Origin of the sequence: Mycobacterium europaeum (genome assembly GCF_034555895.2) — a bacterium.
Lineage (GTDB): Bacteria > Actinomycetota > Actinomycetes > Mycobacteriales > Mycobacteriaceae > Mycobacterium > Mycobacterium europaeum.
This window is the reverse complement of the sequence record NZ_CP157315.1, coordinates 1,731,594-1,745,853: the sequence shown is the minus strand read 5'-3', so window position 1 is coordinate 1,745,853 and position 14,260 is coordinate 1,731,594. Positions and strand designations below refer to the sequence as shown.

Genomic DNA, 14,260 nt, shown 5'->3' with positions numbered 1-14,260 from the left:
CCATGACTACCCCGGCGAAGCTCAACCCGCAACGCATACCGCCGTACAGGACGGCGGCGCTGGCCTTCTTGGTGGTCGCCGCGGTGGTGCTGGGCTTCGTGTGGCTGCAGTTTCGCGGCCAGCTCTCGCCGACGACACGCTTGACGATGTTGGCTCCCCGGGCCGGTTTGGTGATGGATCCGGGCTCGAAGGTCACCTATAACGGCGTGGAAGTCGGCCGGGTGGCCAGCATTTCGGAGATCGAGCGTGACGGAACACCGGCGGCCAAGTTCGTCTTGACCGTGAATCCGAAGTGGATCGAGCTGATTCCGGCCAACGTCGACGCCAACATCAGGGCGACCACGCTGTTCGGCAACAAGTACGTGTCGTTGACCTCGCCCAAAAAGCCCGCAGCCCAACCCATCACACCGGAGCACGTGATCGATGCGAGGACGGTGACAACGGAGTTCAATACGCTGTTCGAGACGCTCACCGCCGTCACGGCGAAGATCGATCCGGTCAAGTTGAATCTGACGCTGGCCGCGGCCGCGCAGGCATTGACCGGTTTGGGCGACAAGTTCGGGCAGTCGATCGTCAACGCCAACGCCATCCTCGACGACGTCAATCCGCAGATGCCGCAGATCCGGCACGACATTCAGCAGCTGGGGGCGCTGGGCGACGTCTACGCCAACGCCGCCCCCGATCTGCTGAACGCCCTCAACAACGCGGTGGTCACCGCGCGCACGGTGCGCGCGCAGGAAAACGACCTGGACGCCGCGTTGTTGGCCGCGGCCGGATTGGGTAACACCGGCGCAGACATCTTCGCCCGCGGCGGTCCCTACCTGCAGCGGGGGGCGGCGGACCTGGTCCCCACCGCCGGACTGCTCGACACCTACAGTCCCGAGATCTATTGCACCATCAAGAATTACTACGACGAAGAACCAGCAGCCTATGCGACGACGGGCGGCGGTAACGGCTACGCGCTGAGAACCATGACCGAACTGACATCGGGGTTGGGCGGCATCCTCACGCTCCCGGGGTTGGCCGGCACCGCGGCCACGCTGGGACTCCTGGGTCTGGCCGGGTTGGTCGGCGGCGCGCCGAATCCCTTTGTCTATCCGGACAATCTGCCGCGGGTGAACGCGCACGGCGGCCCGGGGGGTGCGCCGGGCTGCTGGCAGGCCATCAGCCATGACCTGTGGCCTGCGCCGAGTCTGGTGGTGGACACCGGCGCCAGCCTCGCCCCGTACAACCACCTGGAGACCGGCTCTCCGTACGCAATCGAATACGTATGGGGCCGCCAAGTCGGGGACAACACGATCAACCCATGAAAATCACCGGCTCCGCTATCAAGCTCGGCATCGTCTCGCTGGTGCTGCTGCTGATCACCGTGTCGATCGTCGTGGTGTTCGCTCAGATGCGCTTCAACAGCACCAACAGCTATACCGCGGAGTTCCGGAACGCCACCGGACTCAAGAACGGGCAGTTCGTCCGCGCCGCCGGAGTGGAGATCGGCAAGGTGAAAGCGGTACGGCTGATCGAACGCGGCCAGCGGGTTCTGGTCGACTTCGATGTCGACCGCTCCATACCGCTCTACCAGTCGACGACCGCGCAGATCCGCTACCTCAATCTGTTCGCGGACCGCTACCTGGAGCTCAAGCGCGGCGAGGGCGAGGGCGCCGACCGGATCCTGCCGCCGGGCGGCTCCATCCCGCTGTCCCGGACGTCACCGGCGCTGGATCTCGACGCCCTGATCGGTGGGTTCAAGCCACTGTTCCGGGCGCTCGATCCGGAAAAGGTCAACACCATCGCGTCGGCCATCATCACCGTGTTTCAGGGTCAGGGCGGCACCATCAACGACATCCTCGATCAGACCGCGCAGCTGACCGCGCACATCGCCGAACGCGATCAGGCGATCGGCGAGGTGATCAAGAACCTGAACACCGTGCTGGACACCACCGTTCGGCATCGCAAGGAGTTCGACCAGACCGTCGACAACTTCGAGAGACTGATCACCGGGCTGCAAAACCACGCCGACCCGCTGGCCGCCGGCACCGCGAACATCAGCAACGCCGCCGGAACGGTGGCCGACCTCCTCGCGGACAACCGCACCCTGCTGCACAAGGCGATCAACTACCTGCAGGCTCTTCAGCAACCGCTCGTCGACCAACGTGATCAGCTCGGCGACCTGATCCACAAGACCCCGACCGCGCTCAACCTGATCGGGCGCAGCATCGGCCTCTACGGAGACTGGGTCAACTTCTACGTCTGCGACCTCACGATCAAGTGGAACGGGCTGCAACCCGGCGGGCCGGTCCGCACTGTCCGGCTCTGGCAGCAGCCCACCGGCAGGTGCACGCCGCAATGAGAACGCTGACGGAATTCAACCGCAATCGGGTCGGGCTGATGGGCATCACCGTGCTGGTGCTCGTGGTCGCCGTCGGCCAAAGCTTCACCAGCATCCCGATGATGTTCGCCAGCCCGAGCTACTACGGGCAGTTCACCGACACCGGTCAACTCAACAAGGGCGACAAGGTGCGCATCTCCGGCGTGAATGTCGGCAAGGTGGAGGGCTTTGAAATCGACGGCGACCACGTCCGGATCAAATTCAACATCGGCGCCAACACCATTGGCAGCGAGAGCCGGCTCGCGATCAAGACCGACACCATCCTGGGCAAGAAGGTGCTCGAGATCGAGCCGCGGGGCGCGCAGACGTTGCGGCCGGGGGCCGTGTTGCCGCTGGGGCAGAGCACCACCCCCTATCAGCTCTACGACGCCGCGTTCGATGTCACCAAGGCCGCCACCGGCTGGGACATCGACACCGTGAAGCAGTCGCTGAATGTTCTGTCGCAGACCATCAATCAGACCTACCCGCACCTGAGTTCCGCACTCGACGGGCTGACGAGATTCTCCGACAGCATCGGTAAACGCGACGAGGAGATCAAGCACCTGCTCGCTCAGGCCCACCAGGTGGCCAGTGTGCTCGGTGACCGTAGCGAACAGATCAACCGATTGTTGGTCAACACGAAGACGCTGCTGGCCGCGTTCAACGAACGCGGCCGCGCGATCGGCGCCCTGCTGCAGAACATTTCCTCCTTCTCGGCTGAGGTGCAGGGGTTCATCAACGACAACCCGAACCTCAATCCCGTTCTGGAGCAGTTGCGGGCGATCAGCGACGTGCTGGTGGCGCGCAAGGACGACCTGGCTCAGACCCTCACGTACGTCAGCCAATTCGCCGCATCGCTCGGCGAATCCGTCGCGTCGGGACCGTACTTCAAGATCGTCTTGTCCAACCTGCTGCCGTATTGGATCTTGCAGCCCTTCGTCGACGCCGCCTTCAAGAAGCGCGGGATCGACCCGGAGGACTTCTGGCGCAGCGCCGGGCTCCCCACGTTCCGCTGGCCCGACCCCAACGGCACCCGATTCCCCAACGGGGCACCGCCGCCCGCGCCTCCGGTGCTGGAAGGCACCCCGGAGCACCCGGGACCGGCCGTCCCGCCCGGAACGGCGTGCTCGTACACCCCGCCGGCCGACGCGCTGCCGCGGCCGGGAAATCCGCTGCCCTGCGCGGGCGTGGACGTCGGCCCGTTCGGCGGCAGCCTCCCCGCACCGATCGACGTCGCGACCTCGCCGCCGAACCCGGACGGGCTGCCACCCACCCCGGGGATCCCGATCGCCGGCCGGCCGGGCGACCCGCCGCCGAACGTCCCGGGCACACCGGTGCCGCTGCCCGCCCAGGCGCCGCCGGGCGCGCGCACCGAGAACCTGCAACCCGCAGGCCCCACCCCGCCGCCGTCGACGTTTGCGCCCGGGCTGCCGCCGGGGCCGCCGGCGCCGCCGGGACCCGGGCAGCAGTTGCCCGCACCGTTGATCAACCCCGGCGGCACGGGAGGCAGCGGCATCACGGGAGGTAGCCAGAATTGAGCAGCGTCTTCCCCATCCGCCATCTGCGGCCCCGAACGGTCGTCGGAGCGCTGGTGGTTCTGCTGGCCCTGGTCGCCGGATTCGTCGGCTGGCGGCTCTACCAGAGGTTGACCACCAACACCGTGGTCGCTTACCTACCGGCCGCGAACGCGCTCTATTCCGGGGACAAGGTCCAGATCATGGGCGTTCGGGTCGGCGCGGTCGACAAGATCGAACCGGCCGGCGACAAGATGAAGGTGACGTTTCACTACGAGAACAAGTACAAGGTGCCCGCCAACGCGTCCGCCGTGATCGTCAACCCCACTCTGGTGGCGTCGCGCAGCATCCAGCTGGAGCCGCCCTACAAGGGTGGCCCGGTGATGGGCAATCACGCGGTGATCCCCATCGAGCGCACCCAGGTCCCGACGGAGTGGGACGAACTGCGCGAGAGCGTCGCCAACATCATCTCCAAACTCGGCCCGACACCCGAGCAGCCCAAGGGTCCGTTCGGTGAGGCCATCGAGTCGTTCGCGGACGGGCTGGCCGGCAAGGGCAAGCAGATCAACACCACGCTGAACAGCCTGTCGCGGTCGTTGACCGCGCTGAACGAGGGCCGCGGCGACTTCTTCGCGGTGGTGCGCAGCCTGGCCCAGTTCGTCAACGCCCTGCACAAAGACGACCAGCAGTTCGTCGCGCTGAACAAGAACCTGGCCCAATTCACCGACAAATTGACCGGTTCCGACCGCGACCTCTCCAACGCGCTCCGGCAGTTCGACAGCCTGCTGTCCACCCTGCGCCCATTCCTGGCCAAGAACCGCGCGGTGCTCGCACACGACGTGGACAACCTGTCCACTCTCACCACCACGCTGGTCCAACCCGATCCGCTGAACGGCTTGGAGACGGCCCTGCACGTCCTGCCGACGCTGGAGACCAACCTCAGCCAGATCTATCACCCTTCGCACGGCGCGGTCATGTCCATCCCGGCGATCCCCAACTTCGCGAACCCGATGCAGTTCGTGTGCAGCATGATTCAGGCCGGCAGCCGGCTGGGGTATCAGGATTCCGCCGAACTGTGTGCGCAATACCTGGCGCCCATCCTCGATGCCATCAAGTTCAACTACCTGCCGTTCGGACTGAACCTGTTCAGCACCGCCGAGGCGCTGCCCAAGGAGGTCGCCTACTCCGAACCCCGGCTGCAGCCGCCGAACGGGTACAAGGACACCACCGTGCCCGGGATCTGGGTGCCCGATACACCGTTGTCGCACCGCAACACCCAGCCGGGCTGGGTTGTCGCGCCGGGCATGCAAGGTACACAGGTCGGGCCGGCCACCGGGGGCCTGCTCACCCCCGCGTCGCTGGCCGAACTGATGGGCGGTCCGGACATCCCGCCGCCGTCGTCGGGGCTGCAGACACCGCCGGGGCCGCCGAACGCCTACGACGAGAACCCGGTGCTGCCGCCCATCGGCCTGCAGGCCCCGCAGGTGCCGATCCCGCCACCGCCGCCGGCACCGGGTGTGGTCCCGGGCCCGGCCGCGCCCACACCGGCGGCCGCGTCGACGGGAGCGGGATCGTGAGCCACGCGCGAAGCAGTGCAATCCGGAAAGCGCTGCGCGCGTTCGGTTCTCGCACACGGCGCGGCGCCTGGAAGGGGCTGGCTCTGGTGACGGCCGCGACGGTGCTGACGTCGTGCGCGAAGTGGCACGGAATCGCGAACGTGCCGATGCCCGGCGGCCCGGGTTCGGGTCCCGGCTCCTACACCGTCTATGTGCAGATGCCCGATACCCTGGCCCTCAACGACAACAGCCGGGTGCGGGTGGCCGACGTCTTCGTCGGCACGGTGCGCGCGATCGAGCTGAAGAACTGGGTCGCGACACTGACGCTACGTCTGGGCAAGGAAGTCAAGCTGCCCAAGAACGCGACCGCCAAAATCGGGCAGACCAGCCTCCTGGGTTCTCAGCATGTGGAGTTGGCCGCACCGCCCAACCCGTCCCCCGAACCACTCAGGGACGGCGACACCATCCCGCTGAAGAATTCGTCCACGTACCCCACGACCGAGCAGACGCTGGCAAGCCTTGCCATCGTGCTGCACGGCGGCGGCGTCCCGAACCTCGAAGTGCTGCAGAACGAGGTCTACAACATCGTGAACGGTCGGGCCGAGCAGATCCGCGCCTTCCTGAACAAGCTCGACACCTTCACCGCCCGACTCGACGAGCAACGCGCCGACATCACCCGGGCCATCGATTCCACCAACCGACTGCTGGCGTACGTGGGTCCCCGGTCGGACGTCCTGGATCGTGTCCTCACCGAATTCCCGCCGCTACTCAAGCATTTCGCCGACAAGCAGAACCTTCTGATCGACGCGGTCGACGCGACCGGGCGGCTCAGCCAGCTCGCCGAGCAATACCTGTCCCCCTCGCGCGGCGACATACACCAGGACCTGTTGTCGCTGCAGTGCCCGTTGCGGGAACTCGGCCGTGCGGCGCCGTATCTCATTCGCGCACTCAAGCTGATCCTCGTCCGGCCGTTCGACATCGACGCCGTGCCCAAGGCGTTCCGCGGCGACTACTTCAACCTGTCGCTCACGCTGGACCTGACCATGAGCGCCGTCGACAACGCGGTCCTGACCGGGACCGGGTTCTCCGGAGCGCTGCGCGCACTCGAGCAATCGTGGGGCCGCGACCCCGAAACGATGATCCCCGACGTCCGGTACACGCCGAACCCGAACGACGCCCCGGGTGGGCCGCTGGTCGAAAGGGCGGACAGGCAATGCTGACCCGCTTCATCAAGCGCCAGCTGGTCATGTTCGCCGTCCTGACCGCGATCACGGCGGTTGCGCTGGGCTGGTATTACTTGCAGATCCCCAGCGCCGCGGGGATCGGCCAGTACACCCTGAAGGCGGACCTGCCCGCGTCGGGCGGTCTCTACAAGACCTCCAACGTGACCTATCGCGGGGAAACCATCGGCACGGTCACCGCCGTCGAGCCGACCAAGACCGGCGCGCGGGCCACGATGAGCATCGCCGACCGCTACAAGATCCCGATCGACGCGTCGGCGAACGTGCATTCGGTGTCGGCGGTCGGCGAGCAGTATCTGGATCTGGTGTCGGCGGGCAACCCCGGCCAGTACTTCTCGCCGGGACAGACCATCACCAAGGGCACGGTGCCCACCGAGATCGGGCCGGCGCTCGACGCCGCCAACCGCGGCCTCGCGGTGCTGCCCAAGGACAAGATCGCCTCGCTGCTCGACGAAACCGCCCAAGCGGTCGGCGGATTGGGGCCCGCGCTGCAGCGGCTGGTCGACGCCACCCAGGCCATCGCCGGCGACTTCAAGACCAACATCGCCGACGTCAACGACATCATCCAGAATTCCGGGCCGATCCTCGACAGCCAGGTCGACTCCGCCGACTCGATCGAGCGCTGGTCGCACAACCTGAGCATCCTGGCCGCGCAGAGCGCGGAAAGCGACCAGCACGTGCGAAGCATCCTCACCCAAGGGGCGCCGACCGCCGACCAGATCAACGAGGTGTTCGGCGACGTCCGCGAGTCGCTGCCGCAGACACTGGCGAATCTCGAGATCGTGCTGGAGATGCTCAAGCGCTACCACAAGGGCGTCGAGCAACTGCTGGTGGCCTATCCGCAGGGCGCCTCGGAAGGCCAGACGGTCACGTCGGCTTTCCCGGGCTACGCGTCGCTCGGCACCTCGCTGACGATCAACCAGCCCCCGCCCTGCCTGACCGGCTTTCTCCCGGCAGATCAGTGGCGGTCCCCCGCTGACACCAGCCTGGCGCCGATGCCGTCCGGAACCTATTGCAGGATCCCGCAGGACACTCCCGCCAACGCCGTGCGCGGTGCGCGCAATCTGCCCTGTGTGGACGTCCCCGGTAAACGCGCCGCGACACCCCGGGAGTGCCGCGACCCCAAACCGTATGTACCGCTGGGCACCAACCCCTGGTACGGCGACCCCAACCAGATCCTGACCTGCCCGGCACCCGCCGCGCGCTGCGACCAGCCGGTGAAGCCGGGTCAGGTCATCCCCGCGCCGTCGGTTGACAACGGCCTCAACCCGGCGCCCTCCGACCGGGTGGCGGGCACACCGCCCCCCGTCAGCGATGCACTGCAGCGGCCGGGATCGGGCACCGTGGAATGCAATGGGCAGCAACCCAACCCGTGCGTCTACACACCCGGCGGCCCTCCCCCGGCCGTCTACCTTCCCCAGAGCGGTGAACTGGTGGGGCCCGACGGCGTCAAGTATGCGGTTGAGAATTCGAGTAAGACAGGAGACGACGGATGGAAGGACATGCTGGGACCGCGCGGCTGACCCGAGCCGGCTCCGTCGGTTCGACATCCCCGCGGCCCGTCGGTGGACACCGCGCCCGGCGCGAGACGCGCGAAACCATTGGCCTGGGCCAACTTCGGAGCGACGCGTGCAGGTATCTCGAGCGCGTGGCGACCGGCGAGACCATCGACGTCGTCCGGCGCGGCAAACTGGTGGCCCGGATCGTGCCCGTCGGTGATTGGCGGGTCGCCCCGATCCCGGCGCGATCGGTCGAACCCGCGGCGTCGGACGCCGGCGGTTGGGTCGGCCTCGACGAACTGCGAACACGGGCCGGGCGGTGCTTCGACCGGGTCGCGGCAGGGGAAACCCTCAGTGTGGTTCGCGGCGGTCGATTACTGGCACAGATCGTGCCCGCGGGCGACGCGGAGCGCGCCGCGACCCCGGCCGGTGCAAGCGGCGGAATCGAGCTCGACGAGCTACGCAAGCGCGCGGGCCGATACTTCGACGAGGTCGCGGCCGGACAGACGATCGAGGTCATCCGCGGCGGCAAGTTGGTCGCCCGCATCGTGTCGGTCGCCTAGGAACGGCGCCCGGTTCCGGCCCTCCCCTCATCCGCGCGGAAGCTTTGCCGCGGCAACCTTGTTCGCCTGTGACCGCGACGGGCTACGACGGGCTTCCATGAGGGCAAGACCGCGACGCAGCGCCGAGCGGGCAACGTCGCATTCTCGGTGCGTGCCCTCGCCCGCTAATCCCCGTCGAGTCCGTCGTCGGGGAGCGGGCGTTGGCAGATCGCCCGCGCGTCGGCGGCGCTGAGGCCGAACAGCCGCAGCACGTTCTCGGTGACGAGGTCCGCCGCGCGCGCGTCGTCGCGATCGGGATCGTCACGCAGCAGAGCGCCCAGGCCGAGCAGCGCGCCGCCGGCCATGGCAAGGGCCAACTCGGGATCCTCGACGTCGAACCGCCCGGCGGCCACCCCGGCCCGGATATCGCGGAGGGCCCGGGGCGCCAGGCCCCGTTGCGACGACAACAGCTCCAGCCCGTTGGCCAACAGAATCCGGCTCTCTTGGGGTCGACGGCGAAACAACCGACCGGTCAGCCGGAAACTCGTGGCGAAGGTCTCGGCCGGGTCCTCGATGGACGCGGTGAGCCGGTCCAGCATCGACCCGTAGGCGTCGAGCACGTCGGCGACGGCGGCCTCGAACAGCTGCTCCTTGCTGTCGAAGTGGTTGTAGAAGGAACCCATCCCGACGTCGGCAGCCTGGGTGATCTCGAGGACGGGCACATTGACCTTGCCCTCGGCGATCAGCCGCTGCGCCGCCTTGACCAGCGCCGCCCGGGTCCGCCACTTGCGCCGCTCCAGCCGGTTGGGCGGCTCTGCCATCGCGCTCATCCCCAGCAGTATGCATCGGTGATGACGATTCCGTCAGGGTCTTGACTGAACGTTCTCTCGTATGTGACGATTTCGTCAGTTACTCGATGGAGTGGTCATGCATCTGACGAAGAGCGCTCACGCGCACGGGGAACGGGGTTCGCGGCGCGGCGAGCACCCCGGCCGGGCCCGCAATCCGGTCATCAAAGTCGCCGACATCGCGTGGCTGGAGTTCGAGCGGCCCGACCTGGCGCAGGCGGAGACGTTCGCGCGGGCCTTCGGCCTGCACACGGCGCAACGAGGCTTGGACGAACTGCAGCTGAGGGGAACCCGGGAAGGCGCGCCGTGCGTCATCCTGCGCCGCGGCCCGCGAAAACGCTTCACCGGTGCGGCTTTCCGGGCGTGCGACGAGGCCGACGTGCTTCGGTTGGCGGACAGCTTCGGCGCCCCCGTCGAGCCGCTGCCGGAAACCATCGGTGGACTGTCGGTCGCGTTGGTCGACCCCAGCGGCATGCCGGTCCGCGTGGTCGCCGGCATGCACGAACTCCCCGAGCTGCCCGGCCAGCCAGTCCACCAGTTCAATTTCGGACGGGATGTGCGGCGCATCAATGCCGGCCAGCGCCCCCCGCGGGCACCCGCACAGGTCCAGCGCCTGGGCCATCTGGTGCTGCAGTCGACCAAGTACGTCGAGACGCTGAACTGGTACCTGGACAACCTGGGCATGATCGTCAGCGACTTCCTTTACTTTCCCGGCCAGCGCGACCGGGGGCCGACGATGAGTTTCATCCGTTGCGACCGCGGGTCGACACCGGCCGACCACCACACCCTGGCGATGGCCCTCGGCCCGGCCAACCGTTACGTCCATTCGGCATATCAGGTCAGCGATCTCGACGCGCTGGCCGCTGGCGGGGAATACCTTGGCGCCCAGGGCTATTCCCGGTCCTGGGGGATCGGCAGGCACGTCCAGGGCAGTCAGATCTTCGACTACTGGCGCGATCCCGACGGGTACTTGTTCGAGCACTTCGCCGATGGGGACCTGTTCGACAACACGCTGGACCCCGGCTGGGCGCCCTTCACCGCGTCCGGTCTGGCCCAGTGGGGACCGCCGGCGACCAGGGATTTTCTCGGCACCGACCCGAAATCAGCTGGCCGCGAACTGGTTTCGATGATCACCGGGCTCCGCGCGCACAACGAGTTCGATGTCAACCGCCTGATCGGCCTACTGAAAGTTCCCACCTCATGACTCTTTCCGTGCTGCACACCGCCTCCGAAACCGGCCACGCGTGGTGGCTCAAGACCGCCCGGGGTGCGGTGCAGATCGACACCTCCGCGGCCAGCACCGCCGCGCTGCTGGCCGACCGCACCGCCGTCGAGAACGCGGCCCGCAGCACCGATACCGTGGCCGTCGAGTCCCTGAAGTTGGTGTCGCCGGTGACCCGGCCGTGCCGGGTGATCGCCCAGATGACCAACTACGAGTCGCACGTCAAAGACGCGGGCATGGATCCGGCGTCGATACCGCTCACCTTCTTCCGCAAGGCGTCGGCCTCCATCAACGGGCCTTTCGACGACATCGTCAAACCCCCGCATGTCCGGCTGCTGGACTACGAGGTGGAGATCGGCCTGGTGATCGGCCGCGGGATCCCGGTCGGCACCGCCATCTCCGAGGCGAACCTGAGCGATTTCGTCGCCGGCTTGGTGGTCACCAACGACGTCTCCGCACGTGACATCCAGCTCCCGCAAACGCAGTTCTACGAGGCCAAGTCGTATCCGACCTTCACGCCGGTCGGGCCGGCGCTGGTCCTGCTCACCGCCGACGAGCTGAAGCGCTTCGGTGATTTGCGACTGCGCCTGAGTGTCAATGGCCAGGAACGCCAGAACGCGCTCGTCGAGGGTGACATGCTCTACCGGCCGCTGCAGGCGCTGCAGTCGCTCACCCAGTTCCAGGAACTCGCCCCGGGCGACCTGGTGCTCACCGGCACGCCGGCCGGCACCGCGCTGAGCGCCCCGCCCAAGCCGGTGCAGCTCATCGGAAACCTGTTGCCGCCCGCGGTGAAATGGAAGATGTTCTTCTCGCGCCAGGCCGCCAACCGCAACTACCTGCGTGACGGTGACGTCGTCGAGGCTTCGGTGGCGACGGACGATGGGGCCATCGACCTCGGAACGCAGCGCACCACAGTCCGATTCGCGTGACGACTCCGCCCACCCGGCGGGTTCCCGTCGTCATCGTCGGCGCCGGACCGACCGGCGTCACCGCGGCCACGCTGCTGGCGCAGTACGGCGTGGACTGTCTGGTGCTCGACCGGTGGCCCGGCGTGTACCCCCAGCCGCGCGCCGTGCATCTGGACGACGAGATCTATCGCATCATCGCCCGCCTCGGGCTGGCCGACGAATTCGCCGGGATATCGCGGCCGACACTGGGTCTGCGGTTGGTGGACAGCCGGCTCCGGACGCTCGCCGAGTTCAACCGCGACCCCGGGCACAATGTGCACGGCTTCCCGCCGGCCAACATGTTCGACCAGCCGGAGCTGGAGACCCTGCTGCGGACCAACCTCGAGCGCCACCCGCACGCCGAACTCCGGGGCAACTCCGAAGTCACCGACGTCGTGACGGGCGGGACAGGTATTCAGGTCACGTTCACCGACCGCTGCGACGGCGGACTCCACCGGGTCGACACCGACTACGTGCTCGGCTGCGACGGCGCCAACAGCCTGGTGCGCGCCGGTATCGGTGCGACCATGCGGGACTTGAACTTTCAGCAGCGCTGGCTGGTCGTCGACGTCGCAACCGACGCCGACCTGGGCCAGTGGGACGGGGTTCACCAGTTGTGCGACCCGATTCGCGCGGGGACCTACATGCGCATCGGGCCGGCCCGCTACCGGTGGGAATTCCAGTTGCTGGACGGCGAGACCGCGGACGACTTCGGCACCCTGGACCGATTGCAGCCATTGATCAGGCCGTGGACCAGCACGGTGCCTCTCGGTGAGCTGACCGTGGTGCGCGTCGCCGAGTACACCTTCCGCGCGCAGATCGCCGACCGCTGGCGCCGCGGTAACGTCTTCATCCTCGGCGACGCGGCACACCTCACTCCCCCGTTCATCGGCCAGGGCATGGGGGCGGGGTTGCGCGATGCCGCCAACCTCGCGTGGAAGATCGCCGGGGTCCACCACGGCACCCTGGCGCCTGGCGTTCTGGAAACCTATGAGCAGGAACGCAAACCGCATACCCGATCCATGATTCGGCTTGCGCTGAGCGTCGGTTGGGCGATGACCGGCGGTGGCCGGCTGGGCAGTGCGGCGCGCCGGGCGGTGTTGCCGCGGCTGCGGCTCATCCCGGGCCTGCGCGACAAGGTGGTCGACTCGAGCACGCCGCCGCTGCACCGTTCCGCGCTGGTGCGCACCTCCCTGGCGCCGCGCCGGCTCGGCGGGTCGCTGTGCCCGAATGCGCCGCTCGGCGAAGGTCGACGGCTGGACGACGTGCTGGGCACCGGTTTCGCGTTGATCAGTACAGCTCGCCCCGGTGCCGCCGACGAGGCGGCGCTGCGGCGGCGCAACATCGCCGTGCTGGTCGCCGAAGCCGGCGGCCCACTGGCGACATGGCTACACCGGGGACATGCCACCGGCGCAGTAGTGCGCCCGGATCGGACCGTGGCGCGCGCCGGACGCGACGTCGCCGCCCTGTGCGCATGGACGGCGGCGGTGGTCTCGGCCGGCGTGGGTCAGGAGGACGCCGGTGGCCGCGCCACGATCACCGGTACGCGAACGGAATGCAGGACCGCGTTGCTGACCGACCCCAACAGCAGACCGGTCAAGCCGCCCCGGCCGTGACTGCCCACGACCAGAAGCTGTGCGGTCTCCGACTTTTCGGCGAGTTGCCGGGCCGGTTGGTCCCGCACGACCAATCGCTGCACCGTCACGTCGGGGTAGCGTTCCTGCCAACCCGCCAGGTTCTCGGCCAGGCTGCGGTGCGCTTCTGCTTCCAGGGACGACCAATCCGCTTCCGGGAGGTCGTTGATCGCGATGTCGCTCCAGGCGTGCAAGGCCGTTAGGCCGACACCACGCCGGGAGGCTTCGTCGAACGCGACCCCGACCGCGAGCTCAGAAGCCGGTGAGCCGTCGACCCCGACCAGTACCGGCGCGTCTTGCACGCTCGGCGGACCGTCGGCGTGAACCACCGCGACCGGGCAATGCGCATGCCGCACGACCGTCGAACTCACCGAACCGAGAACGCCCCGGGCCAGCAGTCCCCGTCCGGCCGTGCCCATGACGATCATCTCTGCCCCGTGAGACATGTCGATCAGGGTCAGCGCCGGGCTGGAGTACACGAGTTCCCGGTTGATCGTGACGGTTCCGTCCTCCGGAAGTACTTCCTTGGCGAGCTTGATCGCGTGCATGATCGCCTTTTTGCCCTCGTCTTCCAGCCGCACCGCCAAAGAGTCGGGGTATGGGACCGGCGGCCAGGTGGCGGTGGGGGTCGTCACCGCGTGGACGACGGTGAGTGGGACTTTCCGCATCGAAGCTTCGTGGGCGGCCCAGGTCGCGGCCGCGTCCGAAGCCGGCGAGCCGTCGACCGCGACAACGATGCCGCGGTGCTGGTCAGGTGCTGACATGTCGTTCTCCCTCCATCATGAGCGACGCTATAACCCGCCGGGGTGTCGGTCGTGGGGCTTTAGTCCCTAACCACCGGGACGGAGGGCTTTTGCCGCCACCCGTTAAGGCGGCCGTAACGCCATGGTCA

12 protein-coding genes are annotated in these 14,260 nt (G+C 67.8%); 10 read left to right on the top strand and 2 right to left on the bottom strand.

The features are described 5' to 3' along the window. Positions 1 to 2: 2 nt before the first annotated feature. The 7 genes from U8D42_RS08195 (at position 3) to U8D42_RS08165 (ending at position 8,738) form a co-directional block, all read left to right on the top strand. A complete protein-coding gene (locus tag U8D42_RS08195) occupies positions 3 to 1,310 on the top strand; it encodes an MCE family protein (protein ID WP_322860665.1) in 1,308 nt (435 codons plus the stop codon). Next, a complete protein-coding gene (locus U8D42_RS08190; RefSeq protein WP_085239905.1) occupies positions 1,307 to 2,347 on the top strand; it encodes a virulence factor Mce family protein in 1,041 nt (346 codons plus the stop codon). The genes U8D42_RS08195 and U8D42_RS08190 overlap by 4 nt, the downstream gene beginning before the upstream one ends. Further along, complete coding sequence (locus tag U8D42_RS08185; RefSeq protein ID WP_322860664.1) at positions 2,344 to 3,903, top strand: virulence factor Mce family protein; 1,560 nt, start codon at positions 2,344 to 2,346, stop codon at positions 3,901 to 3,903. Before U8D42_RS08190 ends, U8D42_RS08185 begins: the two co-directional genes overlap by 4 nt. Then, on the top strand, positions 3,900 to 5,456 hold the full coding sequence (locus U8D42_RS08180; protein WP_322860663.1) for a virulence factor Mce family protein: 1,557 nt from the start codon (positions 3,900 to 3,902) through the stop codon (positions 5,454 to 5,456). Before U8D42_RS08185 ends, U8D42_RS08180 begins: the two co-directional genes overlap by 4 nt. Before the next feature lie 32 nt (positions 5,457 to 5,488). Beyond that, positions 5,489 to 6,655: a virulence factor Mce family protein gene (locus U8D42_RS08175; protein ID WP_322860726.1), complete on the top strand. Its 1,167-nt coding sequence runs from the start codon at positions 5,489 to 5,491 to the stop codon at positions 6,653 to 6,655. After that, positions 6,649 to 8,199, top strand: a complete 1,551-nt coding sequence (locus tag U8D42_RS08170; RefSeq protein WP_322860662.1) for an MCE family protein — start codon at positions 6,649 to 6,651, stop codon at positions 8,197 to 8,199. Before U8D42_RS08175 ends, U8D42_RS08170 begins: the two co-directional genes overlap by 7 nt. 125 nt (positions 8,200 to 8,324) lie before the next feature. Beyond that, positions 8,325 to 8,738, top strand: a complete 414-nt coding sequence (locus tag U8D42_RS08165; RefSeq protein WP_322860661.1) for a type II toxin-antitoxin system Phd/YefM family antitoxin — start codon at positions 8,325 to 8,327, stop codon at positions 8,736 to 8,738. Positions 8,739 to 8,902: 164 nt separating this feature from the next. Here U8D42_RS08165 and U8D42_RS08160 read toward each other — a convergent pair whose 3' ends face one another. Continuing rightward, positions 8,903 to 9,547: a TetR/AcrR family transcriptional regulator gene (locus U8D42_RS08160; protein ID WP_322860660.1), complete on the bottom strand. Its 645-nt coding sequence runs from the start codon at positions 9,545 to 9,547 to the stop codon at positions 8,903 to 8,905. A 97-nt stretch (positions 9,548 to 9,644) separates the two neighbouring features. On the opposite strand from U8D42_RS08160, the gene U8D42_RS08155 reads away from it, so the two are divergent. The 3 genes from U8D42_RS08155 to U8D42_RS08145 are packed head-to-tail and all read left to right on the top strand — an operon-like array spanning position 9,645 to position 13,350. Next, positions 9,645 to 10,769 carry a VOC family protein gene (locus U8D42_RS08155; protein WP_322860659.1) on the top strand — a complete coding sequence of 375 codons (1,125 nt, stop codon included), beginning with the start codon at positions 9,645 to 9,647 and terminating at the stop codon, positions 10,767 to 10,769. After that, complete coding sequence (locus tag U8D42_RS08150) at positions 10,766 to 11,716, top strand: fumarylacetoacetate hydrolase family protein (protein WP_322860658.1); 951 nt, start codon at positions 10,766 to 10,768, stop codon at positions 11,714 to 11,716. The genes U8D42_RS08155 and U8D42_RS08150 overlap by 4 nt, the downstream gene beginning before the upstream one ends. Next, complete coding sequence (locus U8D42_RS08145) at positions 11,713 to 13,350, top strand: bifunctional 3-(3-hydroxy-phenyl)propionate/3-hydroxycinnamic acid hydroxylase (RefSeq protein WP_322860657.1); 1,638 nt, start codon at positions 11,713 to 11,715, stop codon at positions 13,348 to 13,350. Before U8D42_RS08150 ends, U8D42_RS08145 begins: the two co-directional genes overlap by 4 nt. On the opposite strand, the gene U8D42_RS08140 is transcribed toward U8D42_RS08145, so the two are convergent. Next, a complete protein-coding gene (locus U8D42_RS08140) occupies positions 13,242 to 14,132 on the bottom strand; it encodes a universal stress protein (RefSeq protein WP_322860656.1) in 891 nt (296 codons plus the stop codon). The genes U8D42_RS08145 and U8D42_RS08140 overlap by 109 nt on opposite strands. Positions 14,133 to 14,260: the final 128 nt, after the last annotated feature.

Excerpts from the sequence above, each read along its gene's own strand:
- U8D42_RS08195 (WP_322860665.1), top strand. The coding sequence starts at position 3 with ATGACTACCCCGGCGAAGCTCAACCCGCAACGCATACCGCCGTACAGG.
- U8D42_RS08190 (WP_085239905.1), top strand. The coding sequence starts at position 1,307 with ATGAAAATCACCGGCTCCGCTATCAAGCTCGGCATCGTCTCGCTGGTG.
- U8D42_RS08185 (WP_322860664.1), top strand. The coding sequence starts at position 2,344 with ATGAGAACGCTGACGGAATTCAACCGCAATCGGGTCGGGCTGATGGGC.
- U8D42_RS08170 (WP_322860662.1), top strand. The coding sequence starts at position 6,649 with ATGCTGACCCGCTTCATCAAGCGCCAGCTGGTCATGTTCGCCGTCCTG.
- U8D42_RS08160 (WP_322860660.1), bottom strand. The coding sequence starts at position 9,547 with ATGAGCGCGATGGCAGAGCCGCCCAACCGGCTGGAGCGGCGCAAGTGG.
- U8D42_RS08155 (WP_322860659.1), top strand. The coding sequence starts at position 9,645 with ATGCATCTGACGAAGAGCGCTCACGCGCACGGGGAACGGGGTTCGCGG.
- U8D42_RS08150 (WP_322860658.1), top strand. The coding sequence starts at position 10,766 with ATGACTCTTTCCGTGCTGCACACCGCCTCCGAAACCGGCCACGCGTGG.
- U8D42_RS08140 (WP_322860656.1), bottom strand. The coding sequence starts at position 14,132 with ATGTCAGCACCTGACCAGCACCGCGGCATCGTTGTCGCGGTCGACGGC.